Annotated in this window: 25 protein-coding genes and 1 pseudogene; 11 read left to right on the top strand and 15 right to left on the bottom strand. The window is 64.0% G+C overall.

All coding sequences use genetic code 11. The features are described 5' to 3' along the window. The first annotated feature begins 4 nt into the window (after window positions 1-4). Both M1248_RS06845 and M1248_RS06840 read left to right on the top strand, forming a co-directional pair. A complete protein-coding gene (locus M1248_RS06845; RefSeq protein ID WP_067992169.1) occupies window positions 5-1,561 on the top strand; it encodes an acyl-CoA synthetase in 1,557 nt (518 codons plus the stop codon). 267 nt (window positions 1,562-1,828) lie between these two features. Then, window positions 1,829-3,225: pseudogene (locus tag M1248_RS06840) on the top strand (IS1380 family transposase). Window positions 3,226-3,683: 458 nt separating this feature from the next. Here M1248_RS06840 and M1248_RS06835 read toward each other — a convergent pair. The 5 genes from M1248_RS06835 to M1248_RS06815 all read right to left on the bottom strand — a co-directional run bounded on the left by M1248_RS06835 (window position 3,684) and on the right by M1248_RS06815 (window position 7,789). Next, entirely contained in the window at window positions 3,684-4,976 is a 1,293-nt protein-coding gene (locus M1248_RS06835; RefSeq protein WP_078290120.1) for a PucR family transcriptional regulator, read from the bottom strand. An 18-nt stretch (window positions 4,977-4,994) separates the two neighbouring features. Continuing rightward, complete coding sequence (locus M1248_RS06830; RefSeq protein WP_131805205.1) at window positions 4,995-5,294, bottom strand: hypothetical protein; 300 nt, start codon at window positions 5,292-5,294, stop codon at window positions 4,995-4,997. Window positions 5,295-5,760: 466 nt separating this feature from the next. Further along, window positions 5,761-6,660, bottom strand: coding sequence for an alpha/beta fold hydrolase (locus M1248_RS06825; protein ID WP_011895462.1), 900 nt, complete (start codon window positions 6,658-6,660; stop codon window positions 5,761-5,763). A gap of 52 nt (window positions 6,661-6,712) precedes the next feature. Further along, window positions 6,713-7,147 carry a PaaI family thioesterase gene (locus tag M1248_RS06820; protein ID WP_011895463.1) on the bottom strand — a complete coding sequence of 145 codons (435 nt, stop codon included), beginning with the start codon at window positions 7,145-7,147 and terminating at the stop codon, window positions 6,713-6,715. 48 nt (window positions 7,148-7,195) lie between these two features. Next, on the bottom strand, window positions 7,196-7,789 hold the full coding sequence (locus M1248_RS06815) for a TetR/AcrR family transcriptional regulator (RefSeq protein WP_011895464.1): 594 nt from the start codon (window positions 7,787-7,789) through the stop codon (window positions 7,196-7,198). Window positions 7,790-7,969: 180 nt separating this feature from the next. Between M1248_RS06815 and M1248_RS06810 the strand changes: the two genes are divergently transcribed. The 3 genes from M1248_RS06810 to M1248_RS06800 are packed head-to-tail and all read left to right on the top strand — an operon-like array spanning window position 7,970 to window position 11,168. Further along, window positions 7,970-9,463, top strand: coding sequence for an acetyl-CoA acetyltransferase (locus tag M1248_RS06810; protein WP_067992167.1), 1,494 nt, complete (start codon window positions 7,970-7,972; stop codon window positions 9,461-9,463). Next, entirely contained in the window at window positions 9,460-10,557 is a 1,098-nt protein-coding gene (locus M1248_RS06805) for a zinc-dependent alcohol dehydrogenase (protein ID WP_043985022.1), read from the top strand. The genes M1248_RS06810 and M1248_RS06805 overlap by 4 nt, the downstream gene beginning before the upstream one ends. Before the next feature lie 35 nt (window positions 10,558-10,592). Further along, window positions 10,593-11,168 carry a carboxymuconolactone decarboxylase family protein gene (locus tag M1248_RS06800; protein ID WP_041800308.1) on the top strand — a complete coding sequence of 192 codons (576 nt, stop codon included), beginning with the start codon at window positions 10,593-10,595 and terminating at the stop codon, window positions 11,166-11,168. Between the two features lie 31 nt (window positions 11,169-11,199). Here M1248_RS06800 and M1248_RS06795 read toward each other — a convergent pair whose 3' ends face one another. Beyond that, window positions 11,200-11,748, bottom strand: coding sequence for a hypothetical protein (locus M1248_RS06795; protein WP_052537336.1), 549 nt, complete (start codon window positions 11,746-11,748; stop codon window positions 11,200-11,202). Between the two features lie 179 nt (window positions 11,749-11,927). After that, complete coding sequence (locus tag M1248_RS06790) at window positions 11,928-12,797, bottom strand: metal-dependent hydrolase (protein WP_011895469.1); 870 nt, start codon at window positions 12,795-12,797, stop codon at window positions 11,928-11,930. A gap of 102 nt (window positions 12,798-12,899) precedes the next feature. Here M1248_RS06790 and M1248_RS06785 point away from each other — a divergent pair, with 102 nt between their 5' ends. After that, complete coding sequence (locus M1248_RS06785; RefSeq protein WP_011895470.1) at window positions 12,900-13,541, top strand: TetR/AcrR family transcriptional regulator; 642 nt, start codon at window positions 12,900-12,902, stop codon at window positions 13,539-13,541. A 91-nt stretch (window positions 13,542-13,632) separates the two neighbouring features. Here M1248_RS06785 and M1248_RS06780 read toward each other — a convergent pair whose 3' ends face one another. Further along, a complete protein-coding gene (locus M1248_RS06780) occupies window positions 13,633-14,274 on the bottom strand; it encodes a TetR/AcrR family transcriptional regulator (protein WP_085981140.1) in 642 nt (213 codons plus the stop codon). Between the two features lie 98 nt (window positions 14,275-14,372). Between M1248_RS06780 and M1248_RS06775 the strand changes: the two genes are divergently transcribed. Both M1248_RS06775 and M1248_RS06770 read left to right on the top strand, forming a co-directional pair. Next, a complete protein-coding gene (locus M1248_RS06775) occupies window positions 14,373-14,537 on the top strand; it encodes a hypothetical protein (protein ID WP_157901281.1) in 165 nt (54 codons plus the stop codon). A 110-nt stretch (window positions 14,538-14,647) separates the two neighbouring features. After that, the gene (locus M1248_RS06770) at window positions 14,648-17,734 is read left to right on the top strand and encodes an RND family transporter (protein ID WP_067992162.1); all 3,087 of its coding nucleotides are present in this window, start codon (window positions 14,648-14,650) and stop codon (window positions 17,732-17,734) included. A 1,218-nt stretch (window positions 17,735-18,952) separates the two neighbouring features. Here the strand turns inward: M1248_RS06770 and M1248_RS06765 are convergent. Then, window positions 18,953-19,948: a zinc-binding alcohol dehydrogenase family protein gene (locus tag M1248_RS06765; protein WP_317147919.1), complete on the bottom strand. Its 996-nt coding sequence runs from the start codon at window positions 19,946-19,948 to the stop codon at window positions 18,953-18,955. 163 nt (window positions 19,949-20,111) lie between these two features. After that, window positions 20,112-20,714, bottom strand: a complete 603-nt coding sequence (locus tag M1248_RS06760; protein WP_163731801.1) for an NADPH-dependent F420 reductase — start codon at window positions 20,712-20,714, stop codon at window positions 20,112-20,114. A gap of 232 nt (window positions 20,715-20,946) precedes the next feature. Here M1248_RS06760 and M1248_RS06755 point away from each other — a divergent pair, with 232 nt between their 5' ends. Further along, a complete protein-coding gene (locus tag M1248_RS06755; RefSeq protein WP_317147967.1) occupies window positions 20,947-21,549 on the top strand; it encodes a TetR/AcrR family transcriptional regulator in 603 nt (200 codons plus the stop codon). Between the two features lie 165 nt (window positions 21,550-21,714). Here the strand turns inward: M1248_RS06755 and M1248_RS06750 are convergent, their stop codons facing one another. Beyond that, a complete protein-coding gene (locus M1248_RS06750; protein ID WP_163731805.1) occupies window positions 21,715-22,101 on the bottom strand; it encodes a nitroreductase family deazaflavin-dependent oxidoreductase in 387 nt (128 codons plus the stop codon). 125 nt (window positions 22,102-22,226) lie between these two features. Between M1248_RS06750 and M1248_RS06745 the strand changes: the two genes are divergently transcribed. After that, on the top strand, window positions 22,227-23,246 hold the full coding sequence (locus M1248_RS06745; RefSeq protein WP_174262115.1) for an iron-containing redox enzyme family protein: 1,020 nt from the start codon (window positions 22,227-22,229) through the stop codon (window positions 23,244-23,246). On the opposite strand, the gene M1248_RS06740 is transcribed toward M1248_RS06745, so the two are convergent. Beyond that, the gene (locus M1248_RS06740; RefSeq protein ID WP_232076199.1) at window positions 23,226-23,441 is read right to left on the bottom strand and encodes a CDGSH iron-sulfur domain-containing protein; all 216 of its coding nucleotides are present in this window, start codon (window positions 23,439-23,441) and stop codon (window positions 23,226-23,228) included. The two genes, M1248_RS06745 and M1248_RS06740, sit on opposite strands and share 21 nt — an antisense overlap. Then, the gene (locus M1248_RS06735) at window positions 23,438-24,133 is read right to left on the bottom strand and encodes a HemK2/MTQ2 family protein methyltransferase (protein ID WP_163731808.1); all 696 of its coding nucleotides are present in this window, start codon (window positions 24,131-24,133) and stop codon (window positions 23,438-23,440) included. Before M1248_RS06735 ends, M1248_RS06740 begins: the two co-directional genes overlap by 4 nt. A gap of 125 nt (window positions 24,134-24,258) precedes the next feature. Here M1248_RS06735 and M1248_RS06730 point away from each other — a divergent pair, with 125 nt between their 5' ends. Continuing rightward, on the top strand, window positions 24,259-24,930 hold the full coding sequence (locus M1248_RS06730; protein ID WP_163731815.1) for a phosphodiesterase: 672 nt from the start codon (window positions 24,259-24,261) through the stop codon (window positions 24,928-24,930). Window positions 24,931-24,933: 3 nt separating this feature from the next. On the opposite strand, the gene M1248_RS06725 is transcribed toward M1248_RS06730, so the two are convergent. Beyond that, on the bottom strand, window positions 24,934-25,092 hold the full coding sequence (locus tag M1248_RS06725) for a hypothetical protein (protein WP_174262116.1): 159 nt from the start codon (window positions 25,090-25,092) through the stop codon (window positions 24,934-24,936). Between the two features lie 9 nt (window positions 25,093-25,101). After that, on the bottom strand, window positions 25,102-26,088 hold the full coding sequence (locus M1248_RS06720) for an LLM class F420-dependent oxidoreductase (protein ID WP_163731819.1): 987 nt from the start codon (window positions 26,086-26,088) through the stop codon (window positions 25,102-25,104).

The raw sequence follows: 26,088 nt of genomic DNA, 5'->3' as shown, positions 1-26,088 counted from the left end.
CAACATGGATCGCGGTATCGGTCAGTGGGTCACCAAACGGGCCTTCCTCAACGGGCAGCGCACGGCGTTCGTCTGCGGTGACACCAGCTTCACGTACTCCGACTTCGATCGGCGCACCAACCAGGTCGCTTCGAACCTGTTGCGTCTCGGCGTCCGCAAGGGGGACCGGGTGGCCATACTGCTGGTGAACTCGGTCGAGTTCATGGAGGTCCTCCTCGGCTGCGCGAAGATCGGCGCCATCACCATCCCGATCAACGTCCGACTCGCAGGCCCGGAGATCGGCTACATCCTCGCCGACTCCGGCGCCGACGTGTTCGTGTTCCACGAGCCGCTCGCGGCGGCGGCGGTCAGCGCGCTGGCCGAGCCGGGGGTCCGGGTCCGCCACACGGTCCGGGCCGGGGGCGCCCCGGCCGACGGCGAGATCGCCTACCCAGACCTGCTCTCCGGCGGCGCCCCCGAGCCTCTCGACAGCGACGTCGAGGGCCGCGACGCCGCGTTCATCATGTACACCTCGGGCACCACCGGCCGCCCGAAGGGCGCCATCCTCACCCACGACAACCTACTGTGGAACGCCATCAACGTGCTGGGCGCCGAACAAGGCCTGACCGGCAGCGACGTGACTGTTGCAGTCGCCCCCATGTTCCACATCGGCGGGCTCGGGGTACATACGCTGCCATTGCTCTACGTCGGCGGGACCAGCGTGATCCTCCCGTCGTTCAACCCGGTGAGCACGCTCAAGGCGATGGCCGAAAGCCGCGCCACCGTCCAGTTCATGGTGCCGGCGATGTGGTCGGCGCTGACCCAGGTGCCCGACTTCGACTCCTACGATCTCTCCGCGTTGCGTCTGGCCATGGGCGGCGGCGCACCGATGCCGCTGACTGTCATCGACTTCATGCAGCAACGTGGCGTCCCCTTCACCGAGGGATTTGGGATGACCGAGACTGCACCCATGGTCTCGGTCTTGGACGCCGCCAACATCACGACGCGGGCCGGATCAATCGGCCGGGTCGCCATGCACGTCGATGCCCGCATCGTGGACGCCGACGACCGGGACGTCCCGGCCGACACCGTCGGCGAACTCCTGGTGCGCGGACCCAACGTGTTCGTCGGGTACTGGATGAAGCCGGCGACCACCGCCGAGGCCTTCCGGGGCGGCTGGTTCCACACCGGCGACCTCGGCCGGATCGACGCCGACGGCTACATCACGCTCGTCGACCGCAAGAAGGACATGATCATCTCGGGCGGGGAAAATGTCTACCCCATCGAGGTCGAGCAGGTGCTGTTCCGTCACCCCGGTGTGCTCGACGCCGCGGTGGTCGGCGGTCCGGACGACAAGTGGGGTGAGCGCGTCGTCGCGGTGGTGGTGGCCGACCCAGCCGCCGAGCAGGAACCCAGCGCCGACGAACTGATCGCCTGGTGCCGCGAACGGCTGGCGCATTTCAAGTGCCCCCGCGAAGTGCACCTCCTTCCCGAGCTGCCCCGCAACGCCACCGGCAAGCTCCTCAAGACCGAGCTGCGCAAGCGATTCACCGGCGTCGAGGGCGGCGTCGTCCAGCGCTGAGGCACGACACCGGAGGCGGAGCGCGGGTTTGGGAAGTGTTGTCACGACGAGTAGCCACGGTCGCCGCTGCAAATAGCTGAAGATGTTAATCGTCGCTAACGTCTAGCGCGTGGCAAGACCACGCGCGCCACTTGTCGGATGTTCTTATCCTCGATCCACCGATGAATTGGCTGGTCGTGGGGTGTCGGAATGAGGAAAGTGCCCTCTGAGCTGCGATGATGAGTGTTCTCTACGCACTTATCGGCACAACTCGGAAAGGCACTTCCGGTGCAAGTGTCCCATAGGTTCGCCGCATCGTCGGCGGTCTTCGATGATGAGCGTCTGGTGTCGTGCGCAGGCCTGGTACCGGTGATGGCCCTTGCCGAGCAGACCGGACTGTCATCGTCATTGGCCGACAAAGTTCGGTTCAGCTGCGAGCGGGTCAAGTCCGGTGCGGCCAATCCGTCGCCGAAGCTGACCACGCTGATCGCCGGGATGTGCACCGGCGCGGACAGCATCGACGACCTCGACGTAGTTCGTAGCGGCGGGATGAAGACCCTGTTCGGCGAGGTGTACGCCCCGTCGACCATCGGAACCTTGTTGCGGGAGTTCACCTTCGGCCATGCCCGGCAACTGGAGTCGGTGCTCAGTGAGCACGTGGGCGCTCTGTGCGAGCGTGTCGATCTGTTGCCCGGCGCCGACGGGCGGGTGTTCATCGACATCGACTCACTGCTGCGCCCGGTCTACGGCCAGGCCAAACAAGGTGCGAGCTACGGCCACACCAAAATCGCCGGCAAGCAGATCCTGCGCAAGGGTCTTTCCCCGTTGGTGACCACCATCAGCACCGAACACTGCGCTCCGGTGATCACCGGAGCACGACTGCGGGCGGGCAAGACCAACTCGGGCAAAGGCGCGGCCCGCATGATCGCCCAAGCCGTCGCCACCGCCCGCGGCGCCGGTGTCACCGGGCGCATCCTGGTGCGCGGCGACTCGGCCTACGGCAACAGCAGCGTGGTCACCGCCTGCCGCCGCGCCGGTGCCCGGTTCTCGCTGGTGCTGACCAAGACCGCCGCAGTCGTCGCGGCCATCGCCGACATCAATGACACCGCGTGGATCCCGGTGTGCTATCCCGCCGCGATCCCGACACCGGTGCCTGGATCTCCGATGCCGAAGTCGCCGAAACCACCTGCACCGCTTTCAGTTCCACGAAGACTCCGATCACGGCACGGTTGATCGTGCGCCGGGTCAAAGACGCCCGATACCCCGACGCCCTGTTCCCGGTCTGGCGATATCACCCGTTCTTCACCGACACCGACGAACCCGTCGACGTCGCTGACATCACTCACCGCCGCCACGCGATCATCGAAACCGTGTTCGCCGACCTCATCGACGGACCCCTGGCCCACATGCCCTCGGGACGTTTCGGGGCGAACTCTGCCTGGATACTGTGCGCGGCCATCGCCCACAACCTGCAGCGCGCCGCCGGCATCCTGGCCGGCGGTGCACACGCGGTGGCTCGCGGCGCCACCCTGCGCCGACGCCTCATCACCATCCCGGCCCGACTGGCCCGCCCCCAACGCCGACCCATCCTGCACCTACCAGCCCACTGGCCGTGGGCGACGCACTGGCTCCGATTGTGGCGCAACACCATCGGCCACAGCCCGCCAGCAACCGCCCCCACCTGACCAATCCGCCGAAAGGCCACGACCGGAGCACACAGGAAAAAGCTGGACAGACCAGCCGATACCCCCTGCTCACAGCCAGCAAGCGACCACCAAACCATTCCAGCCTCAGCCACGACAGCTCATCGGTGGATCAAGGCTTATGCCTCCTGGTTGTCTGGGCCGACAAGTCGCAACCTGCGCCACGACTCGCCTGTCGCCTTGCGCGATGGGTGCTTGAGCGTGTCTGACGTCGATGAGCTTCGGTGAATGGGTTGCTTCAGCTCCGTACGGCGGCGATCGACGACTCCACTCGATCAGCCTGCCCGCAGCAGAGCCCCGCGGCAGCGTCGAAACATGAATCGAACTCGGATTATCAGGCCGGGCGGCGCCGGATCGTCGCGCTGACCATCCTCAGATTCGGCGTGTTCGTCAGTAGACGGCACAGTTACGCAGCAAGGGCGTTCGCGGGACACGAACGACTAGGACCGCCCCAAGGCTTGTGTTGGGTTCAGTGCTACTTCGCCGAGCCAATAGCACATCAGTAGGGCGACCTCGACGTCTAATCGTTCCGCGGCGATCGGGCGACCGCGGCGCTCGAGTGCTCGATTTACGCGATACTTGACGGTATTGGCGTGTATCTGCAATTCGTTGGCGGCGGCTTTGAAGCTGGAACCGGCACGCAAGAACACCCTCAACGTGTCTCGTAGACGCTGGTCCGATGCAGTGTTCTGAGCCAACGGGCCCAGCACATCGTAAATCCATTCCTTCAGAGTCGCGTCATCGGTCATCAGCATCGAGGCCAGGGCCACACCGGGATCTCGTGCAGCGACGATCCGGTGCCGTGAGGAGCCGTCGGCTGCCACCGCGACCACACGGGCCTGCTCAGCCTGTCGGTAGGTGCGGCGGAAGCCTTCAATCCCCGGAAGTGGTTCACCGACGGAAAGTCTTGGGCCGTCAGGTTGAGCCCGGACGAAGTCGCGCAGCTGCGATAAATAGTCCGACGGGCGGTGAACCGTCATCCATGCGCATCCGACGAGGCGGTCGATGGAGAAGTAGACCGATTGCTTCGCTCCAGTGGCGGAGACCGCGTGTTGCATGAAGCGCTCCATGGCGATGAACTCGTCGGTGTCGGCGCCCGCATCTCGGTCGAGCCATACCATGAGAGCCACATGCGTTGCGCCCAAGAAGTACCTCATAGCCGACGACGCTTCGGTCAGGTCTACGTCGCGTCCGTTGAGGATGTCTCGAATGGCTTGTGCACGCAAACTTCGTCGGCGCTCGTCCCACTCCGCGCGTTCAGTCTGATATGTCTCCAAGACCTGCTCAGACATCCAGTCGATGTAGCGGAAAGACACACGGGTGATGTGTTCAATGAGCGCCAATTTCTCCTCGGGCGGTAGGTCCGCGCTCCGAAGGCCAGCGATGATGAGGTTCAATCCATACTGGTGCCCGAGCCTGTATGCCCGCAGCAGCGCGTTGACGGGTACCTCGCGTTGCGCCATCCTCCGGGCGTGTTCAAGGGCGGCCGTCGGTGACTCCATGCGGTCGAACGGGATCGAGTGACGGACGACGGAGAACCAAGTGTCTACGTTCGCGGCGACGGTGTCACTCAGTAGCTCTTTGAGCTGTTGATCGGCAGCGAGTTCGGCAACTTGCTCAATCAGAAGGCCATGTATGGACTCGGGCAATTCTCTGACGAGGTCGCCGAGGTCTCGGAATAGGTGATGAACCGCGTGACCGGGGGTGTCTTGAACTTCGGATGAATCAAGCACAGCTGCGACCGTACTCGATTACTTGTCTTTGCGAGACAACAGACGCCCGCAGGTTCGACCCTTCGAGACATACCGATCGCGGATCCGGGTATCTACGCTGTTAAGGAGCGGTGAGCCACGTTTTACCATTTCAGCAGCCGAACGAGGCATTGCTGTGGGCCACGGCGAACGGATGCGCGTGAAGAGGAAGGCGGAGGCATGAGTTGTCTGCTCGCAATAACCTTGTTTGCGGCCTTCGCGGCCGGAGCAGCCCCATTGCGAGGAACGATCAGCACCGCCCTGGCCGCAATAGACGACTTTCTCGATCGTTTCGGCCACGAAGTTTCCGGAACTGCTCATGCGAAGGAACGCCCGCCGCTCTGACGAGGTGGTCGAATCGGGCGCCGGATATGCCCGCCCGCCTCCCGCATACCGAAGCTGAAGCCTGGATAGCAGTAGGCTGTCCTCTGGACTCGCCCCCGGCCGTCGACTGACTCCAAGATCCCAACAGCAGCGCCGATCTGATCCGGGTCGCCCCGGCGGCGGGTGTGTTCGTCAAGGTGTGCGGGCACTGGTTCGGAGAACTCCGACCGCTCGATCCGACCTGGACAGCGCCCACCAGCAAAATGCTTCGGTTCGAATGATAATTCGGCCCAGGCGATGGTCGAACCATACGGTTTGGCATCGCTGCCTTCGGATGCGCCGATACTGCGCCGCCGGGGTTCCGTTCATGGAGGTAGTTCTGACACCTCGACAACGAACCAGAGTGGCCGGGCCGCGGCCATCGCAGGGCCCTGAAAGACGCTCAGTCCGACGAGTCGTTCAGCGTGCGGTCGAGAAAATCTGCGACTGCCGAAGTGAAGGCGTCGTTGTCGTCGCCCGCAACCATGTGGCCCGTGCCCGAAACGTCGACAGCCTCGGCGTGCGGTACGACTTCGAGGAACTCCTCGACCGACTGCTGCGACGTCACGTCGGAGTGAACGCCGCGAATGAGAAGCGTTGGTGCTCGCACGCGGCGGGCCCCTTCGATGAGAAGGTCGCTTATGGCGCCGAATTCTTTGGCACCAGTTGCTGGGTCGCCCTGCAGGAACTCGAAGTTGGAAGCTATGAACGCCGGATCCCATCGCCAGATCCACCGACCGTCGTCGCGCTGCTGCAAGACCTTTCGGAGACCGTCCAAGTTCTTGGGCCGAGCGCGATGCCGGTTGTACTGGGCAATGACGTCCGCGGCCGCGTCGAGCGTATCGAATCCGTCGGGATGGGCGCCCATGAAAGACACGACGCGGCGTGCTCCGTGAAACTCCATTCGCGGAGTTATGTCGACCAGTACGACGGCTCCCCACAGATCGGCAGGCGCCACCAAATGCGTTCCCAACACCGTCATGCCGCCCAAGGATGCGCCAACGACAGCTGGCGGGCGGCCATCGCTGGCATATCGGCGAATCGACAGCAGGTCGGATGCAAGTCGGTCGAGATCGTATCGACCATCGGGGTCCCACTCGCTGTCGCCGTGACCGCGGGCGTCGTAAGCGACGACGGTATACCCGCGCGCGTGTAAGCGGCGCGCGGTAGTCGCCCAGGCATGGCGGTTCTGTCCACCGCCGTGCAGCAGTATGACGACCGCGCGGGCGGATTCGTGTCGGTAGACATCGGCTGCAAGGGCGGTTCCGTCTTCGTTGCGGACGCGCTCGAACGTTGAGGTCATTTGCTGTGTCCTCGATGGTCGCCTTGGGCAGCGTTCTCGTTCCGCGACCGGATCACGAGGCGCTCTGGGCGACGACGGTCACTGTTCCCTGTGCGGCGCATACCGGGCGTCCCGTATTGGTGATGTCGATCCTGGCGACGCCGCTACGCTTCCCCAGCGCGATGATGTCGGCGACCGCAACGCAGACTCCACTGGACACCGGACGTAGGAGGTTCAGTTTGAATTCGGTTGTGGCCACCCATGACCCAGGTGGGATCACCGGATAGAACACCACGCCCAAGCAGTGGTCGACCATCGCTGACAGGCATCCGCCATGCAGAGTGCCGAAAGGAGTCAACAAATCGGCTCGGGCGTCCATTTCCACTACCAGTCTCCCGGCGGAGAACTCGATGTGGCGGAAGTCCAAGTACTTGGCGAGCCCTCCCGAGGTTCCCCCCGCGTGCTGGAGCTCCTCGGCTATTTGCTTGTTGAACTGGGGGAAGTCCATGGTCAGCGCCTCGTTTCGTTCAGCGATACCGATGCCATCGCTGAGACACTACTCCGCAGTTGTCGCAGCAATGCAACTGTGAGTGTCGGCCAGTAGCGCGGGAAGCAGGAATCGGCGCAAGAAAGCATCGATTCCTTCGGGGCTGCGGTGCCGGGGGCCGCGAACCGCGAGCAAGCTGAGGATGATGCGCAAAATCCATTCGGCGGCGTCATCGACCGAAACGCCGGCTTCGAGTTGATGCCAGTGTGCGGCGAACACGGGTCGCAGAAACTCGGCGACGAGTTCGAACAGCGCCACCGACGTTCCCTCGGCCAGTCCCACGCCGGCGAGTTCATCGTCGCTGGCGAAGAGCATGCCGATTATCGGTTCGCGGCGTGCCGCGCGCACCGTGACTGCAACGAAGTCCAATATGGCAGAGCCCAAGTCGGTGTGCGCCAAGATCCGTCCGCTGGTGCGGTGCAGGTAGCGTTCCGCTGCGCGGACGATGACACCGGATACGACGGATTCGCGACTAGCGAAGTAGCGATAGACCGTGGCGCGCGATACGCCCGCATGCCTGGCGATATCCTCCATCGTGGTGCCCGACAGCCCCTTGCCTTGCAGGCACGTTTCGGCGGCGTCGAGTAGGCGATCGCGCGCCATATCGCGGTTTCGCCCAGGAGTCGCGTCGCCCCGCCGCAACGATCTCTTCGTCACGGGTACGAGTATGCCCTGTCAAGGGACCCGCTCTGTCGAACACCCGCGGTTGTCGCATGGAAACGGATGTGACAATATCGCAGTCGTGTCGCATAGAAGACCTCGACGATGAGCGTGATCTGACCGTTGGCCATCCCACCACGCACTCCGGTTGTCGTCGGCGTCGGTGAACTGACACATCGCGGTGAAGGCACCGTCGATCCCATCGATTTGGCCGCCGAGGCCGCGCGTCGAGCGCTGCATGATGCTTCGGCCGCGATCGGGCATCGCATCGATACCGTGGCGACGCCCGGAATCTTGATGATCCCACGCGACAACCCCGCGTCGAGGATTGCCGAAGCGACTGGGCTGACGCCGGATCATCGCATCAGTTGTCCGGTCGGCGGCAACACCCCCCAGTATCTGGTCGAGGTCCTCGGCCGCCGCATTTGGCGCGGCGTCAGCGACGGGGCTCTGATCGTCGGAGCGGAAAGCGGCGCGTCAGCACGCAAAGTCGCATCCGGTAGCGCACTTTTGGAGCCCAAACCCATCGCAGCACAGGACGAGTCACTCGGTGACACCCGCCCGGGACTGAGCGAAGCCGAGGTGGGCGCCGGGTTACATTGGCCGCACGAGGTGTACCCGATCTTCGAATCCGCGATCGCGGCCCGATCAGGCCGCACATTCGACGAACAGCGCCGCTGGCTGGGTGACTTGATGGCTCCGTTCACGGTTGAGGCGTCCCGACATCTCGAGCAGGCCTGGTTTCCGCGTGCCCGTAGCGCAGACGAGCTCAGCACGGTCTCCCCGGCTAACCGGATGGTGTGCGAGCCGTATCCGAAGCTGCTCAACAGCATCATCGCCGTGGATATGGCTGCCGCTTTCGTGATCATGGCCGCCGAAGTCGCCGAGGAACTCGGAGTGCCCAGTGATCGTTGGGTCTTCCCGTGGTCGTCGGCCACATGCAACGACGTGTATTTCCCGGTTCAGCGGCCTGATCTGGGTCGTTCCGCCGGAATAAGGGCCGCCGGCAAGGCGGTATTGGCGGCCAGTGGACTTCACATCGACGACATTAGATGGTTTGATTTCTACTCTTGCTTTCCTTCCGCGGTCGAGGCGGCGATCGACGCCTTGGATCTCGACCCGGCGGATGACCGCGGGTTCACGGTGACCGGCGGACTGCCCTACCACGGAGGGCCGGGTAACAACTATGTCAGCCATTCGATCGTCGAGATGGTGCGACGCTGCAGGAGCGACCCGGACGCCGTCGGGCTCGTGTCCGGACTGGGCTGGTACATCACAAAGCACTCGCTGGGTCTGTGGTCGGCGACTCCACCGCCAACGGGATGGCAGACTCCGGACATGGCCGATGCGCAGTCTGCGATCGACGGCACCTCCCTCCCGGTCGCTTCTCCCGCCGACGCATCCGGAGAGGCGACCATAGATGGATACACGGTCGTGCACGACCGTGACCAAGGCCCCTCCTGGGTGCCGATTTTCGCGCGCATGACCGACGGCCGCCGCGTCGCGGCGCGCAGTGACGATGCCGAGGTGGCGGTGGCAATGTCACGAGACATGTGCGTCGGACACCAAGTCGCCGTGCGGCAGGCGGACGGACACGTCGAATTCGAACTGTCGTGAACGCCGACGCGCTCGTGCTGACCAAGCCGCGCACCCTTGAACGGCGGCATCTTCCGGTGCCGCGCATCGACGACGAGTCCGGTCTCCTGCGGATCGAGGCGTGCGGGCTCTGCGGAACCGACCACGAGCAGTTCAGCGGACACCTGCCGACGGGGTTCGCCTTCATCCCCGGACACGAGATCATCGGCGTCATCGAGGGAATCGGTGACGCCGCGCGCGAGCGTTGGGGCGTCTCGGTGGGTCAGCGAGTCGCCGTCGAGGTGTTCCGATCGTGTCGGGAGTGCGACTCGTGCGGCCGCGGCGAGTATCGCAGGTGCTCGAGCAACGGCCTCGCCACCATGTTCGGCTTCGTCGACGTGAACATCCCGCCCGGCCTGTGGGGAGGCTATGCAACCCACCTGCATCTGCCGTTCGATTCCATGCCGTTGCCGGTCCCGGACGGACTCGACCCGATCGTCGCGACGTTGTTCAATCCGCTTGGGGCAGGGATCAAATGGGCTGCCATGTTGCCCGAGACAAGCCCGGGCGACGTCGTCGCGGTCCTCGGACCAGGGATCCGCGGGATTTGTGCTGCCGTAGCCGCCAAGGAGGCCGGAGCGGCATTCGTCGCGATGACCGGGGTCGGCCCTCGCGACCGAACTCGGCTAGCCGCAGCCCACCAGTTCGGCGTGGACCTGACCATCGACGTCACCGAAGACGACCCGGCGCAGGCCCTGCAAATGGCGACCGGCCGGCTCGCAGATGTCGTCGTCGACGTCACCGCGAAGGCGCCAGCCGCATTCGCGGACGCCGTCGCACTCGCGCAGCCCGGCGGACGCGTGGTGGTCGCGGGCACACGCGGCGGCGGCGGAGCGCCGGGCTTCGAGCCAGACCTGCTCGTATTCAAGGAACTACGCATCTTCGGTTCGTTGGGGGTCGACTACCCCGCCTACCAGAGCGCCATCGAGCTGCTGGTCTCTAGGCGTTGGCCCTTCGAAGAATTGCACCGCGAGATCACCGGTTTCGCCGGCCTGCCCGGGCTGCTCGACCTTCTGGCCGGCAACGAGCCGGACCGGGTCCCCGCTCTGCACAACGTCTTTGTGCCGATCGCCTGACAGCGCCAACTAGCGCCCAACCGGAAGGATCCACCGTGAGCAGCCAAAGCCGGGTTGACATGCTTGCCCTGACAGATGCCCGCGAGCGCGCCGCTCAATGCGGGATTCCGGACGCCATGGCTGAACTGTCTGTTTTCAGGATCGCGCTTCATCAGCCCCCTGTAGCCGTCGCATTGCATGGAATGCTGGAGGCGTTGCTGTGGAAAGGCGCGCTGGATGCGCGGCTACGGGAGCTGATCATCATGCGAATCGGCTGGGTCACTGATTCGGTCTATGAGTGGACGCAACACTGGAGGGTTGCCCGCTTGCTCGATGTGCCCGAACGCGACCTGCTCGGGGTGCGCGACTGGCAGAACGCCGGCCACTTCGGCGAAGCCGAGCGGGCGGTACTGGCGGCGACAGACGAGACGTTGCGTGACGGCACCATCTCGGATGAAACCTGGGCTGAGTGTCAGCGCGCGTTGCACGGGGACCCGGCCGTCCTCGTCGAACTCGTCGCCGCGATCGGGAATTGGAGATTGTTCTCAGCGCTGCTGCGGTCCTTGCACGTGCCGCTAGAAGACGGCCTCGAAGGATGGCCCCCTGACGGAGTTCGACCCTCCGTTGACTGAAGGGTGATCGGCTCGCCATGTCGACTCCGTGCTATGACTCTGCCCCTAGCACCTGTTGGTCGGGATCTGACGATGTCGAACGGTCGGGCGGTTGCATCTGCAGACGGCGATTCCACCACCGAGGATTGCGCCGGGCCTGAAGACTGAGCCGACGGAATTCCATCCGCTGCAGTCGAAGGAGAACTGGAACACCCAGCAGCGGGACGATCGCACCACGGACCGCACCTCGGCGACCATTCTCCAGCAATCCGGCTACAGCACTGAGCCCCGAAATGTAAAGAATACCGTTGTAAGGCACCAGGATTGGGCCGCATAGTCCTTCGCACTCGGACAGGCTTGGCACACCAAATCTCCAGCGCTTCGGCCAGTGTATGAAGTGAGCCAACACGGTCGTCAGGAACAGGCCGTTCACAACACCGAGGACAGCCTCGTGACGCTTATCGGCACGTTCCGCCATGCGAAGTACTACTGCGGTGCTCATGCCCCAACCCGTCGCTGCCGGCACCGGACCAATCACCGACGCGAACGGCATCGCAACTCCGGACAGCAATTCGTAGAAGACATGCGCGCTCGCTGACACGGCGCCAACTTGTGTGCAGATTTGCCGGGACGTCTTCGGACGCTGACGGGACGGCGGTAATGGCCCTTCCGCCCGCATCAGCGGAATGCCTGAACGCGCGATGCGGCCACGGCGCAACGCACTTCTTCGTGAAGAGGTCGTTCCATATGGCGGCTTTCACCACAAAAGTACTTGTCGACCTACACGTTACTCCGTAGCTGTTGGCCGCCATCGGCGTCGAAGAGTTCCTTGGTCCAACGTTCGAGGATTTCTGCGCTATCCCAGTCGTCGGGATGGAACCCGGCGTGGGTGTAGGAACGGAAGCGCTCAATCGCTGCTCGGCTGAACAGCGGGTTATGACGGAAGGCTCGAAGGCTGCGCAGCAACCGCACCGGGTTGTAGGCGGCACGATCGCCGGCCAGAGAGCGGGTGGTCTGGATGACCAACTCGGTGAACAATAGGAGACTGGCGATCCGCATTCCCCAGACCCTGGTGCGTTCGCTTCCACCGACCGTCTCGTAGACATCGAAAGCGACGGCCTTGTGCTCGCATTCCTCCAGTGCGTGCCAAAGCAGAATCGGCCGCACCTCGGTGTAGCCGATCAGTTCTTGAGCTTCGTCGCTGGTGAGAATGATCTCGGCGAATGTCGCCGTGTAGTGCTCGAGGGCTGCCGTCACAGCCAGGCGCATCTTGGGAGAAAAACGCTTCTCGAGTCGGCCAACCAACTTCTTGATATGCCGATCGATCCCCTCGGTGGGATAGCCCATCGCTTGAAGGCGATCGTTGAGCAGCCGATGCTGGTGCCGGTGGGTGGCCTCTTGAGCGATGAATCCCTTGACCGCCTCCTTCAGGTCAGCGTCGCTGATGTGGTCCCGGTACTCGCGGACTGACCGGATGAAGAAGTCTTCGCCTTCGGGGAACGTGGCCGACAAGGTGGACACAAAGTGGCTCATCACCAAGTCGCCATCGACGAAGTGCTGCCGACTGGTCTCAGCAGGCATGTCGAATCGGACACGGCGGGGCTTCGGGACGACCCGCGTGGTGGGCCGTGTGGACGAATCGTCGCTCATGTTGTTCTCCTGTTGTCATGGGCACTGATGATCTGACTTTACGCCTAGTCAGAATTAGATGGCAAGCTATGCGTTGTGCGATCGGTGCGGGTGTACAGCGGGATGTCCGCCGAGGAGCGTCACCGGAACAGGCGCACGCGTCTCATCGAGGCCGCGATGGAGTTGATCGGCACGCACGGCGTTGCCGCCGCCACGGTGACTGCCGTATGCGCTGAGTCCGGCGTGACGTCACGCTACTTCTATCAGCATTTCCCTGACAGAGACGCCCTCTTGCGAGCTGTCTACCAGCAGCTCTACGCAACCTTCCAGGAGGTGATAGTTGACGCGATCCCCGATGCCGGCGCCCCACCCGAGGTGCTCGCGTACGCGCCGATCCGCGGGCTGGTCAGCATGATCAACAATGATCCTCGACTGGGTCGGATCTTGTTCGTGGAATCTGCAACGGAGCCGCTGCTTCGGGAGTTACGCAGCGACATGATGACCGGTTTCACCGACCTCGTATTGCGTGAGGCCAGACTTCACCTTGACATCGCCGACTCCGCAGTGGGCGTTGCCCATTTGGCCTCGACATTGGGTGTGGGTGGGTTATTCGAAGTCTTGCGCCGCTGGCTCGACGGAGAACTCGAGTTCACCACCGATGAACTCGTTCAGCACTGCGCAGGTTTCCTGGGCAGCCTCGGCAGCTATGTGCTGCTGCAGAACGCAGTCGAGTCGGCCACGACCAAAGCCAAACCTCAGAGTTAGCTTCTGGCGCCTCCCGGCCGCGCTTCGCGAATGTCGAGGTGCCTCCGCTTGCTTCATTCCGGACTGAACACATGAACGCCGCTGTACAACATTAGAGGCCAGCGTCGTCGACCAAATAACGTTCGGCGAGCGTCTCGGCAAGCCGACTCGTGTGCTCCACGATCTCCCCCTGGATGACGTCAAGCAAACCTGCATGCCATGCGGTGATCAATTCGACGAAGCCACCAACGGCCACCAGTGTGTCCATCCGAAGGGCGGTTTCATCGGCTTCCGGCCTCAGGTGTGGCTCACTGGCTGCGATCACCAGGTGTGTCGCCTCCTGCAGTGCGACAGCGCGCCGATCCTGAAGCGGGGAACTGCCCACGTGTTGAGCCAGTAGAATCTTCGCCCTGCCCGGATCCTCTGCAATCCGGTCGACCACCGCGGCGATGGTCACGCGGATGGTCTCCATCGGCGGCTGCCCGATGCGTTCTGCGAGCGTCGCAGAAACCTCACCGAGCATCTCGTTGCGCACGCCGTCCCATGCAGCGACAAGTAACTCGTCGCGGGTCTTGAAGTCTTCGTAGAAGTAACGGTCGTTCAGGCCGGTTTTGGCGCACACTCCTCTCATCGTGACTGCTGCCCAACCGCTTTCACTCCAGATTTCCGTCGCGGCATCAATGAGGCGCTGACGGCGCTCCGCCCGGCGTTCAGCACCGGTACGCCCGCCCCATCTCTTCGACCGCGTCCGCACATGTCCATCTTGGCAAGCCACAGTAGGTCGCAACACTTTGGTAGCATCCGCCCCCAATGGGGGCGCGTGCCACCATAGGACTCCGCGGAGGGCAGCGATTGACGATCAGAACGCTCAAACTTCGAGTTCTCAGAGACGTGGCAGCGGCTGTCGTCATTCCCGCCCCCAGCAGTGATCGTGCGGCACTGGCGACGGTGGCGGTAGGAGGCGCCCTGCACGCCGTGCAGGTATTCGCGGCCGACTGGCCCGCCGCAATCCCGTAGGGAGTCGACTCATGACGCTCTTGAGCGAGGCCCCCACCGGTCGCCGTCACCACTTGCACTACGTGCGGTAGCGTACCGATACCGGCAGTATCGCTACCAGTGGAGGCCAAGTGACCGACGGCAGTGCAGATGCCCCAAGCCAGGCCAAGCGGCCTGGTCGGCGCGCCAACGGATCCACCGACCCGGCCGACACTCGCGAGTACAGCGAACGGTTGGCGACCCTGGCCCGGTTCACCCTCCGACACAAAGCGCTCGTCATCGGGGTATGGCTAGGCGCCGCGGTGGTTCTCGCGCTGCTGTTCCCACAGCTGGAAACCGTGGTGCGCCAACAGTCGGTGGACCTCATTCCTCGCGACGCCCCGTCCTTGCAGACGGTTGACCGCATGAGCGCCGCGTTCGGCGAAGAAGGCTCGAAAACCATGGTGTTCGTCGCCATGGAAGACCCCACTGGCTTGACTCCAACTGCACGGCAGCGCTACGGCGAACTCGTGCGCCGGTTGCAGGCCGAGGGCGACCACGTCCTGCTGGTGCAGGACCTGCTGGCCGATCCGATTACCGAAGCTCAGGCAGTCAGCGCCGACCGCAAAGCCTGGTATCTGCCCGTCGGTGTCACCGGCACCCTCGGAGACCCCACGGCAGCCGAATCCTTGAACGCGGTGCGCGACATCGCCGCGGAGGTGTTCACCGGATCGACCACGACCGTCCAAGTGACGGGACCACCGGCGACCTTCAGCGACATGATCGCCTCCGCCGAGCACGACCTGCTGTTGATCTCGATCGCTACCGCCGGCGTGATCGCCCTGATCTTGCTGATCGTCTACCGGTCAGTGTTCACCGCGCTGTTGCCACTGCTGGTAATCGGGTTGAGCCTGGCGGTTGGGCGCGGCGTGCTATCCGCCCTCGGCGAGATGGGCATGCCGGTCTCCCAGTTCACCGTCGCATTCATGACGGCGATCCTGCTCGGCGCCGGAACTGATTACACAGTTTTTCTGATCAGCCGGTACCACGAGCAGCGCCGCGCCCAAGTACCCGCCGATCAGGCGATCATCCACGCCACCGCCAGCATCGGGCGCGTCATCCTGGCGTCCGCCGCCACCGTGGCACTCGCGTTCTTGGCCATGGTCTTCGCGCGGCTCAGCGTCTTCGCCGCCCTGGGCCCCGCGTGTGCCATCGCCGTGCTGTTCGGATTTCTGGCGACCGTCACCCTGCTGCCACCCGTGCTGTCGCTAGCCGCCAAACGCGGCATCGGTGAACCCAAATCCGATCGCACCCGCCGCTACTGGAACAGCGTCGCCGTCGCCGTGGTCCGCCGTCCGGTGCCACTGCTGATCGTCAGCCTGGCCATCCTGCTCGCCCTGTCGGCAGCCGCTGCGACCATCAAAATCAGCTACGACGACCGCAAGGGACAACCAGACACCACGGCCAGCAACCAGGGCTACCAACTTCTGGACCGCCACTTCCGCAAGGACGTCGTCATCAGCGAGTTCCTCGTCGTAGAGAACCCGACCGACATGCGGACCGGGAGGGGGCTGGCCGATCTCGACGAGATGGCCTCTCGCGTCTCCCAGATCCCCGGCGTCACCAGGGTGTCCGGAGTCACCCGCCCCACCGGGGAGCGCCTCGACCAAGCAGAACTGGCCTGGCAGAACGGCCAGATCGGCGAGAAAATGGCCGGCGCGGTCGCCGAGGGCAACTCACGCAAGGACGACCTCGCCAAACTCACCGGCGGCGCCGACCAGCTCGCCGACGGCCTCGCCCAACTCGATGGCACGGTGCGCACCGCCCTCGCGCCACTGGCCGGAATCCTCACCCAAGCTCAATCCGCGGGAACTCAGGTCAACCAGTTCCGCCCACTGCTGCAACAACTTTCCGCCACCGCCCCCGCCGTCGACCAAGCCATCCAATCCGGCCCAGGACTGCGACCGCTGGCCAACCAGGCGCAGAACGCGATCACCCAGCTCGATCCACTCGTGGGCGCGCTCAACACCTCACCGTGGTGTGCCGCCACCCCGCAGTGCGCCCAAATTCGTGACCAGGTGAAGATTTTGGTCAGCCTGCGCGACAGCGGATTCTTCGACCAGATCGCCGACCTCGGGGACCGCTACGATCCCGCGACCAATGCCACCGTTGGTGGCACCCTCTCCAACGTCCAGAACGCAGTCGCCTCGCTGGACAAGGCATTCGGAGCCCTCGGTGACCCCGCCGACCTAGCCACCAATCTCCGCCGATTGCAGGAGGGAATCGGACAGCTCGCCTCCGGCGCTCAAGCACTCGCGACCGGTGTCCGCACCCTCGCCGACAGCAACATCGAAATGCTGTCCGGTATGAGCCAGATCGCCACCCAACTACAGAATTCCTCACGCGCAGCGGCGGACTCCGACTCCTCGAGCGGTTTCTACTTGCCCGCTAATGCATTCGAGAACCGGCAATTCACCGATGTTGCCAAGCAATTCCTCTCACCGGACGGCAAGACCGCGCGGTTCATGATCGAAAGCAGCCACGACCCTTACAGCGTCGAAGCCATGGAGCTCGCCAGCCGCATCACCGACACCGCCAACACCGCACGACCCAACACGTCGCTCGCCGACGCCACCGTATCCGTCGCCGGCTTCCCCGCCGTCAACTCCGATATCCAACGATTCCTATGGGCCGACTTCGCACAACTGGCCGTCGCCACCATAATCATCGTCGGCGTCATCCTGGTCCTACTGCTGCGCGCACTCCTGGCACCGCTCTACCTCTTAGGCACCGTCGTGCTCAACTACCTCGCCTCGCTCGGCATCGGCGTTGTGGTATTCCAATGGGGACTGGGCTACGAAATCGCTTGGCCCGTACCATTACTGGCATTCATCATCCTCGTCGCCGTCGGCGCCGACTACAACATGCTGCTCGTCTCACGGCTCCGCGAAGAATCCGGGACCAACATCCGCGTCGGCGTCCTGCGCACCGTGGCAAACACCGGAGCCGTCATCACCTCAGCTGGTCTGATATTCGCCGCCAGCATGTTCGGCCTCATGGTCGGCTCAGTCGCAATCATGATCCAAGCCGGCCTCATCATCGGCTTCGGATTGCTGCTCGATACCTTCCTCGTGCGCACCCTCACCGTGCCCGCCATCGCCACACTTCTACGCGAAGCCAGCTGGTGGCCTTCCAAAGCAACGCGGACCCCAGTAGCTGACACCGCCACGCAGAAATAAGGAGCAACGCACTACTAGTGGAAGCGAGGAATGCGAGGAACGCGAGGTCCATTCGCAGACGTGATCTTTGGTTGCGGATCCGTCGTGATCTGGTGTTGCAAGCCCGTCGAGTAAGCGTCCAAACTGACATCCTGATTTCAAGGTTCCCGCTCTCGGTAAATCAAAGGCGGCCTTGACCACCAAGGTGTCTCAGTCCGCAGGCAGTCCGCAGTAGATTTTCGCGACTCCTGCGCGCGCCAACCCACCCAATGCAGCTGAGCTGGGAAAACTTACGCGGGCCAACGTACCCAACGTCATCAAAACCCCAGGTGGCGTGGTTCGGGACGAAGAGGTCGTGGGTTCAAATCCCGCCACCCCGACCAAGGAGAAACCCGCCGGCATAGCCGAGCGGGTTTTCTCTTGGGCGGGGGGCGTGATGCTCGGAGTCCGGAGTGCCTGGCGCCACAGCGGCGGTCACGACGGCGGCTCCCGCCACCTCGACTCGTGTGAATTCAGGCAGAGGGCTCTGACTGCTCAATCCGGTCGGGCGCCGGTTCCGTTTCAGTCCGCAGTTGGTCCGTGCCCGAGCATCGTTTGGACGGCTTTCACGTTGCCCCGGCGCTGATGGCGAGGGAGGCGGCGGAATGACTAGGTCGCGGGGAGTGACTGTCGGGAAGTCCGAAATCTTCTTCACAAGTCGCTTGACAGCTGGGTTGGAAAGACGCGCGGTCGCCAGGTCGATACGCGCATTACTGCCCCTTCCGGCGACGTGAACACCAGCGCCTCGCGGAGCTTGCCAATCATGAGCGCGGCCAACGGCTCTGCCAGAAGGCCGGGAAAGGGCATGGAACCAGAAGTCAGTTGCTGCTCGCCTCGTCGGCATGGCACAGCAGAAGTATCCGCTCGGGGTGACCGACGAAGGCGAGTCGTTCGGCGCCGACAAAGTACGACGGCACTTGGCGATGCTCCTTCGTGGGGCCGCGCTGGCACCTCTGCAGCGAGCGCTTTGCTGAGCCATTCGTCGTCGGGGATCGATGTGATGCCTTCGAGGTGGGTACGTGCCGCGCCGGCGTTGTTGACCACGATGTCGACCGCTGCCGAGTTCGTTGAGCGCCGATGCCGCGGTACCCTCCCGTGACGATCGTGCGCTTGCCGGCGAATTCGGTTTTGCCTGGCGGATTCGGGGTTCTGTACATCGGGTTCACGTCCGTCTCGGATCGCTATTCGGTTTGTCGGGCTTTAGGTTTCGATGACGATCTTGCCGATGGAGCGGTGGCTTTCGAGTAGCGTGTGGGCGGTTTTCATGTTGTCTGCGGTCAGCCCGGTGAGCGAGGTTGTGACGATCGGGCGTACCTGGCCGGTGCGGACGTAATCGGCCACTGCTGTGAGGATGTGGCCCTGGCTGCTGGGGTCGGCTCCGCTGGCGACTTGGCTGAACACCATTTCGGTGTGCAGTGAAGCGGACTTCTGCACCAGGGGGGTGAGGTCGAGCGGGGTTCCGATGTCGATGGTCGATACGTGCCCGAACGGGCGCAGCACTGCCGCGATCTGATCGAGGTTGTTCGCGGTGGCGGCGGTGGAGAGCACCATGTCGACATGCTCGATAGAGGCTTGCCGGAGTTGGTCCGCGATATCCGCGGTGTGGTCGATCACCAGATCCGCGCCCATCGTCCGGCACCAATCTTGAGACTCCGGCCGAGAGGCGGTACTGATGGCCAACACCGGGGTCTTGGCCTTGAGCAGCTGCGTCGCCAGCGATCCGACTCCGCCGGCACCGCCAATGATCAAGACCCGTTCCACGCCGAGCGGCAGGGCCGACTGATCGCGGAAGAGGGCTTCCCAGGCCGTCAGCGCACCGATCGGTAGTGACGCGGCGTCGCTGAATGACAGTTCGTCGGGGATCTTAGCGACGATCCGGTGGTCGACGGCCAGCCGTTGCGCCCAGCAACCGTCGCGAGTGGCGTCACCGGTGCCCATCACCCGATCACCCACGCGCAACCCGCCTGCTGCGGCGCCGGTCTCGATGACGATCCCGGCGAATTCCCAACCCAGGATGACCCGCCCGCCCGGCTCGGCGCTGCGTATCGAGCGGATGAATGCTTCGCCGGGATTCACGCCGATCGCGCGGATCTCGATCAACACGTCACCTTCGCGCAGCTCGGGCTCGTCGACCTCGATGAGGTCGATCGCGAAGGCGTCGAGGGAGTGTGCGTGTTGGTAGGCAAGAGCTTTCATGATTTTCCGTTCTGTTCGGTGTTGTGTCGCCTCTGGTGGATGGTGGCCCCGCCACACCAGCGGAGGGGCCTGACGTGTGTGGTGATGTCCGATGGGGAGCGGGATGCAGTCGCAGCTGCATCCCTCGCGCCACGGGTGTTTCCTTCCCTGGTCGGTAAAGCTCCTAGTCCTGTTTGAGCGCATGCAGCGCTGACAGGGGACCGCCACCGACCTGCATCAGCCGGCCGCCGTCTCGCAGGGCCCCGACATCGATCGGGGCGAAACCGAGGCTGTCGGCCAACTGGAGAAAAGTGACCTTGGCTGAGGCGTCGTCGCCGGCGTAGAAAAGCACTTGGCGACCGGCCGGGTGACGCGGGTTGGCGGCGATGTAGCTGGCGTGCAACGTATTGAAGGCTTTGATCACTCGCGCCTTGGGGGCACGGTCAGCTACCCACTCGCTACCGGTTTGGCCCCCGAGGTCGGCCACTTCAATCGGGTCTGCTTGGGCGAATTGGTTGGTGGCGTCGACCAGGATGCGTCCATCCCACGGCGACAGGTCGGCCAGCGCAGCTGGAATGTCCCACCACATGACGGTCAGGAACACCATGTCGGCCTCGGCGGCTTCGGCGACGGTTCCCGCCGACGCCAGCGGGCCCAAGTCGTCGACGATCTCGGCCAATGTCGACGGACCGCGGCTGTTGCTCAGCATCACCGGGTGCCCAGCGCTGACCAAATGACGTGCGATGGCCTGCGCGACGACGCCGGCGCCGATGGTTCCAAACCGCATGCTCAACCTCCCTCACTATTGCTGACGATCATCATTAATAATCGTTACGCTGTCATGCGTCATCATTAGTGTCAAGCCCGCGAAGGACATGGCCAGCGAAACCACTGCATCGTCAGAGAGGGCCGCGGCGACGGGCGGAGAGGTACATTGATGATGGGCACCATCGATGTGGGTATCGCTTGGTAGCGAAGAGTTTGATTGCCCGCAGTGGGAGGAGCATCCGTTGCCTCGAGTGTCACGGCAGCAGAAAGAGTTGAACCGCGGACGCATCGTGTCGGCCGCCGGTCAAGGTTTTCGGGCTCGCGGGATTGACGGTGTTGGCATCGACGAGGTGATGAAGACAGCCGGGATGACCCATGGTGGGTTCTACAACCACTTCACCTCAAAGGAAGACCTCGCGCGGGAAGTACTCCACCAGGGATTCACCGATTCCCTGGCCCATGTCGCCGCCGTGATCGACGACCATCCCCGGTCCAGCCGCGCCGCCCTGCATGCTCTCGTCGATACCTACCTGAGCACCGAGCACCGCGACCATCCCGAACGTGGGTGCGCCTCTGCCGCCCTGGCCGCTGACTCCGGCCGGCACGGCATCACGGCCCAACAGGAGTACCAGCGCGGCCTGGAGGGGTATATCTCGGCCTTCACCGACTTACTGCAAGCCAGCGCCAGACAGACCAACACCAAGCTCGATGTGCGTAGAGCGCGCGAACAGGCCATCGCCCTGTTCAGTCAAATGGTCGGCGCACAGCTGATCGCCCGTGCGGTCGCCGAGGCCGATCCCGAACTCTCCGACGAAGTCTTGGCCTCCAATAGCAGAGCACTCAAGCGCCACTAGAAGTCGCAATCAGAGTCCAGACGTCCGGGACGAAGAGGTCGTGGGTTCACATCCCGCCACCCCGACTCATGGATTTCAGGTAAGACGCCCTGGTTCGGCTCAGCCGGTCAGGGCGTTTCCGTCGCTAGGTGCCGAAGGTGATCGGACTGGCGCTGGCTCCCATTGCTACCTGCTCCTGGTCAGGACCAGCGCCGCCTCGTTGTAGGGGAACAGGCGATAGAAAGTGCGGCCCGGCCCGATGACGAGGGGTGCCGCCTCGGCCTTGCTCATCAGACGCGGATCGGTCAGCGCAACATCCTTGCCACGCTTGTGCAGCACCGCCGTTCCGCGGGCCAAAACGTTCTTCACCCAGTCCGTTTGGGGCCCGTACCCGATGAGAACGACGAACCCGTCCGCGGTCGGAAAAACCAACAGCGGTGTTCGGTACCGCTTACCCGACTTTCGTCCGATGTGCTCGAGCGTGCCTTGACCAGGCAGCCACGGAGTTATCGAACGAGCCGCCGGGTTGGTGACCCGGCGATTGAAGTTTGCGACTGCGCGGGGCACCCGCATCAGACCCCCTCATCGGAAAAACCTGGGCACGGAAGTGGCAACCGACTGTCAGATAGTAACGCCGTCTTATCGAGAAGACCAGGCTGCCGAGGTTTGACCCGCGGCGAGCCGGGAATCACACGGCTGTGACGTTGCCATCGACTCTCGTCGAACCTGCTCTCCCCCGCGCCGCCGGACCCGTGTCTTCGGCAGTCCTGGACATGCTTGCGCGCCAGCGCCCGGCCCTGCCCGTACGCCCGCTCGAGGTTCCGGTCTACGAGGCGGATCCATACGGACTCGACCTGCAACTCGCGCTGTGCGTCTGCTACGAGTTGCACTACCGCGGGTTTCATTCGGTCAACCCACGCTGGGAATGGAATCCCGCTCTGCTGCACTTACGTGGCCGCCTCGAGGAGGCGTTTCTGGAGGCCGTTCGGCGCGATGTCGGGGACATCACAACCGACGACACCGCCGAAGCGGAGATGAATGCGATCTCGCAAGAGCCCGTCGAGGGCCACGGCCCGTCCTATTACCTGCGTGACGAGGGCACCTGGGAACAGATGCAGGAGTACTTCGTGCACCGCTCGATCTATCACCTCAAGGAGGGCGACCCCCACGCGTGGGCGATCCCCCGCCTCACCGGACGAGCGAAAGCGGCCTTCGTCGCAGTCGAATTCGATGAGTACGGCGCCGGCCGCGACGAGCGGGTCCACCAGCATCTGTACGCCGAATTGATGGACGCCGCCGGCCTCGATGCCACCTACCTCGCATATCTCAACAACGTGCCCGCCGAGGCCCTGGCATCGATCAACCTGATGTCGCTGTTCGGGTTGCACCGCCAATTGCGCGGCGCAACGGTCGGGCACTTCGCGTCCACCGAGATCACCTCGTCGCCCGGGTCACGGCGACTGGTCGACGCGCTCCGGCGGATGAACGCACCCGAAGCATGCGTGACGTTCTACTCCGAACACGTGGTGGCCGACGCGGTTCACGAACAAGTGGTGCGTACCGACGTCGTCGGCGGTCTCCTTGCGCGCGAACCGCATCTGGAGGCTGACGTGGTGTTCGGGATCAGAGCGCGCGACCTTGTCGAAGACCGCCTGGCCGACCACCTGATGGAGTGCTGGAAGGCGGGCCGTTCGTCGCTAAGACGTCCCCTGAACTGACCGCTTGCCGGCTCGCGGGCGGCACCGATGGCTGGTGTCGCACATCGGATAGTCCTTGCTACGACGACACGTGCAGATCGCGACCATGAAGCGATCGGACTCCACGACGCTGCCGTCGGGCAACTCGATTCGCACCGGTCCCTCGACCATCACCGGGCCCGAGGGAACGATGCGCACTGTGCGGGTTTCAGTCACGGTTTCTCGGCCCTGATCACCACGAGTTCTTCCTCGCGACGGCCCGGCTCGAGCCTGCCGGTGTCCTCCAGCCACGCGGCACGCGACATCAGCACGGGTCCGAACGGAATCCACTGATAGGCAACGATTTCCGCGTCAAGTCCCGCCGACGCCAGCGCCGCCAGCGTCTGACGCGGGACGGCGAACTCGGATTGCACCAGAAGGAAAGTGCCACCCGGGGCAAGCAGATCCGGCACCGCCTCGCACAGCGGATCGAGAACGAGGCGACCGTCGGGGCCGGCATCCCACGCGCGCGCCGGGCCGGTATCCGGTGGTATCGGCGCGTACGCGACATCGGGATCATGTGGCACATACGGCGGATTACAGACCACCACGTCGAACGGGCCGAACTCCGCGGCGCGCGCCCACGATCCCAGATGAACATCGACATCAACGCCGGCGCTCAACGCATTCACCCGCGCGTGCCGAACGGCACGCGAGCAGACATCGAACGCCATGACCTGCGACGCCCCCTGCTCGCCTGCGGCAATCCCCACCACACCGCTGCCGGTACACAGGTCGGCTACCCGGCGACCGAGCGCGAGGTCAGACTTCTCCATCACGTCGATGAGAAATTGCGAGTCTTCCTGCGGGGCGTAAACGCCCGCCGGCGCGATCAGAGTGTCCGACGATTCGGAATAAGCGGTTGTCACGCAAGGGCCTTTCGAACAGTCTTGGCTGCGGCATCGCAGCAGTGCGCTGGATTAATGCCCGGTATCCGGGCTGTTAAACCGCGTCGCCCGGTTTTGCGGCCCGGCAGTACGGGCACCCCTCAAGCGTGCAAATCTCCGATCTCGCCTCGTTGCCCATCAAGTTCGGTGCCGCCGCTCGGGGTCGGCGCCTGTTCCATCCCGTCGGTGTGCTCGCGGAAGGCATTTTGGAGCGGACGGCCCCCGGCAGTGAGGGACTTCCCATGCGGTCGTGCGACGTCATCGGTCGCGTATCGAAGGGTGTCGGACTGCCAGGAGCGGCGCCCGACATCGCGGGGTTGGCGTTCCGGATTCCGCCGCCGCAGGATCTGCGTTCCTGCGGTCCCTGGGATGTGCTGCTGGCATCGACGGCAGCGGGCAGCCGTTTCGGTCTGGCGCCGGTGACCTCATGGTCGGGTGCCACCTTCTCCAGCCTGATGCCGTTGCGCTACCGCGACCGCGTGTGGTGGTTACGGGCACGGCTGGCCACCGACATCAGCGACCGCGGTCTTGCCCTCAACACGATTGAATCCCAAATCAGTTCGGGCGGCGTCGAGTTCGACATCGAACAGGCTCCCGCAAAGGGTGAGTTCAGCCCGTTGGCGCGGCTCACCTTGCGCTACGTCGACCCGAGTTGTGACGACATCGCGTTCGACCCCGCGTTGCACAGCGACTGCGACGTCGAACTACTGCCCCGCTGGTTGACCAAATTCCGGCGCGCAGCCTATCGCCGCAGCCGCCAGGGACGTGACCCGCAGTAGCTGTCAGGCGGTCGGCTCACCACCGGTATCCGCGACATCGGGCGCTTCCTCCCGGGTAGCCATACCTCCTTGGCCGCCCTCGTCGGTCGGACCCGGGCGTCCGCCCTTCTTCTCCGACTCGTCGACCGTATGGTCCTCGTAAATTCCCTTGCCCTTTGGCATGTTTGCCTTTCAGTTCGATGCGCTTCTGAGTTTTTCCAGCAGAGATCCGGCCGCCTCCTTGAGGAACAGATCCTGGCCCTCGTCACCGATTTGCACGAGGGCGATATCGGTGAAACCCGCCTCCCAGTACTTGCTCACCGCATCGACGATCGCGTCGAGATCCGGTCCGCACGGGATGGATTCGGCGACGTCCTCCGGCCGCACGTACTGGGTGGCGCCGTCGAAACCGGCCGTGGTCGGCAGGTCGGCGTTGACCGCCCAACCGCCCCCGAACCAGCGGAACTGGTCGTGTGCGCGGCGAATTGCCTTGTCGCGGTCCGGATCCCAGCAGATCGGAATCTGGCCGATGACCCGCGCATCTCCGGGCAGCCCGGTGGCGCGCCTGGCGTCATGCCAGGCGTCCACGAAATCCTTGTTCGGTTCGACGGCGATCAGATGGTCGGACAGCGGCGCGAAGGTTTCCACCGATCGTTCACCGGACACCGCTGTAGCGATGGCGACCGGCGTCTCCGGAATGTCCCAGAGTCGCGCGGAATCCACCTCGAAATGCTCGCCTTTCCAGTCGACGAGCTCGCCGGTGAACAACTCGCGGATGATCTGGATGGCCTCGCGCAGCATCTCTTGGCGTCGGGTCACGGTCGGCCACCTCTTGCCAACGACGTGTTCGTTGAGGTTCTCGCCACTGCCCAGGCCGAGGGTGAACCGGCCGTCGGCGAGGATCTGCAACGTGGCGGCTTTCTGTGCGACGACCGCGGGGTGGTAGCGCATCGTCGGGCACGTGACGTAGGTGAACAACTCGACCTGATCGGTCGCATGCGCAACGGCGCCGAGCACCGACCACGCATAGGGGGCGTGCCCCTGTGACGAGAGCCACGGAAAGTAGTGGTCCGAGGAGACCTCGAAGTCGAACCCGACCCGTTCTGCCGAAACGGCATAACGGACAAGATCTTTAGGTCCGCTCTGTTCGGTCATCAGGGTGTAGCCGAAACGCGTCAT

The organism is Mycobacterium sp. 29Ha (genome assembly GCF_032883055.1).
Taxonomy (GTDB): domain Bacteria; phylum Actinomycetota; class Actinomycetes; order Mycobacteriales; family Mycobacteriaceae; genus Mycobacterium; species Mycobacterium gallinarum.
Note: the sequence above shows the minus strand (reverse complement) of the source record. Positions and strands in the feature narration are given on the sequence as shown.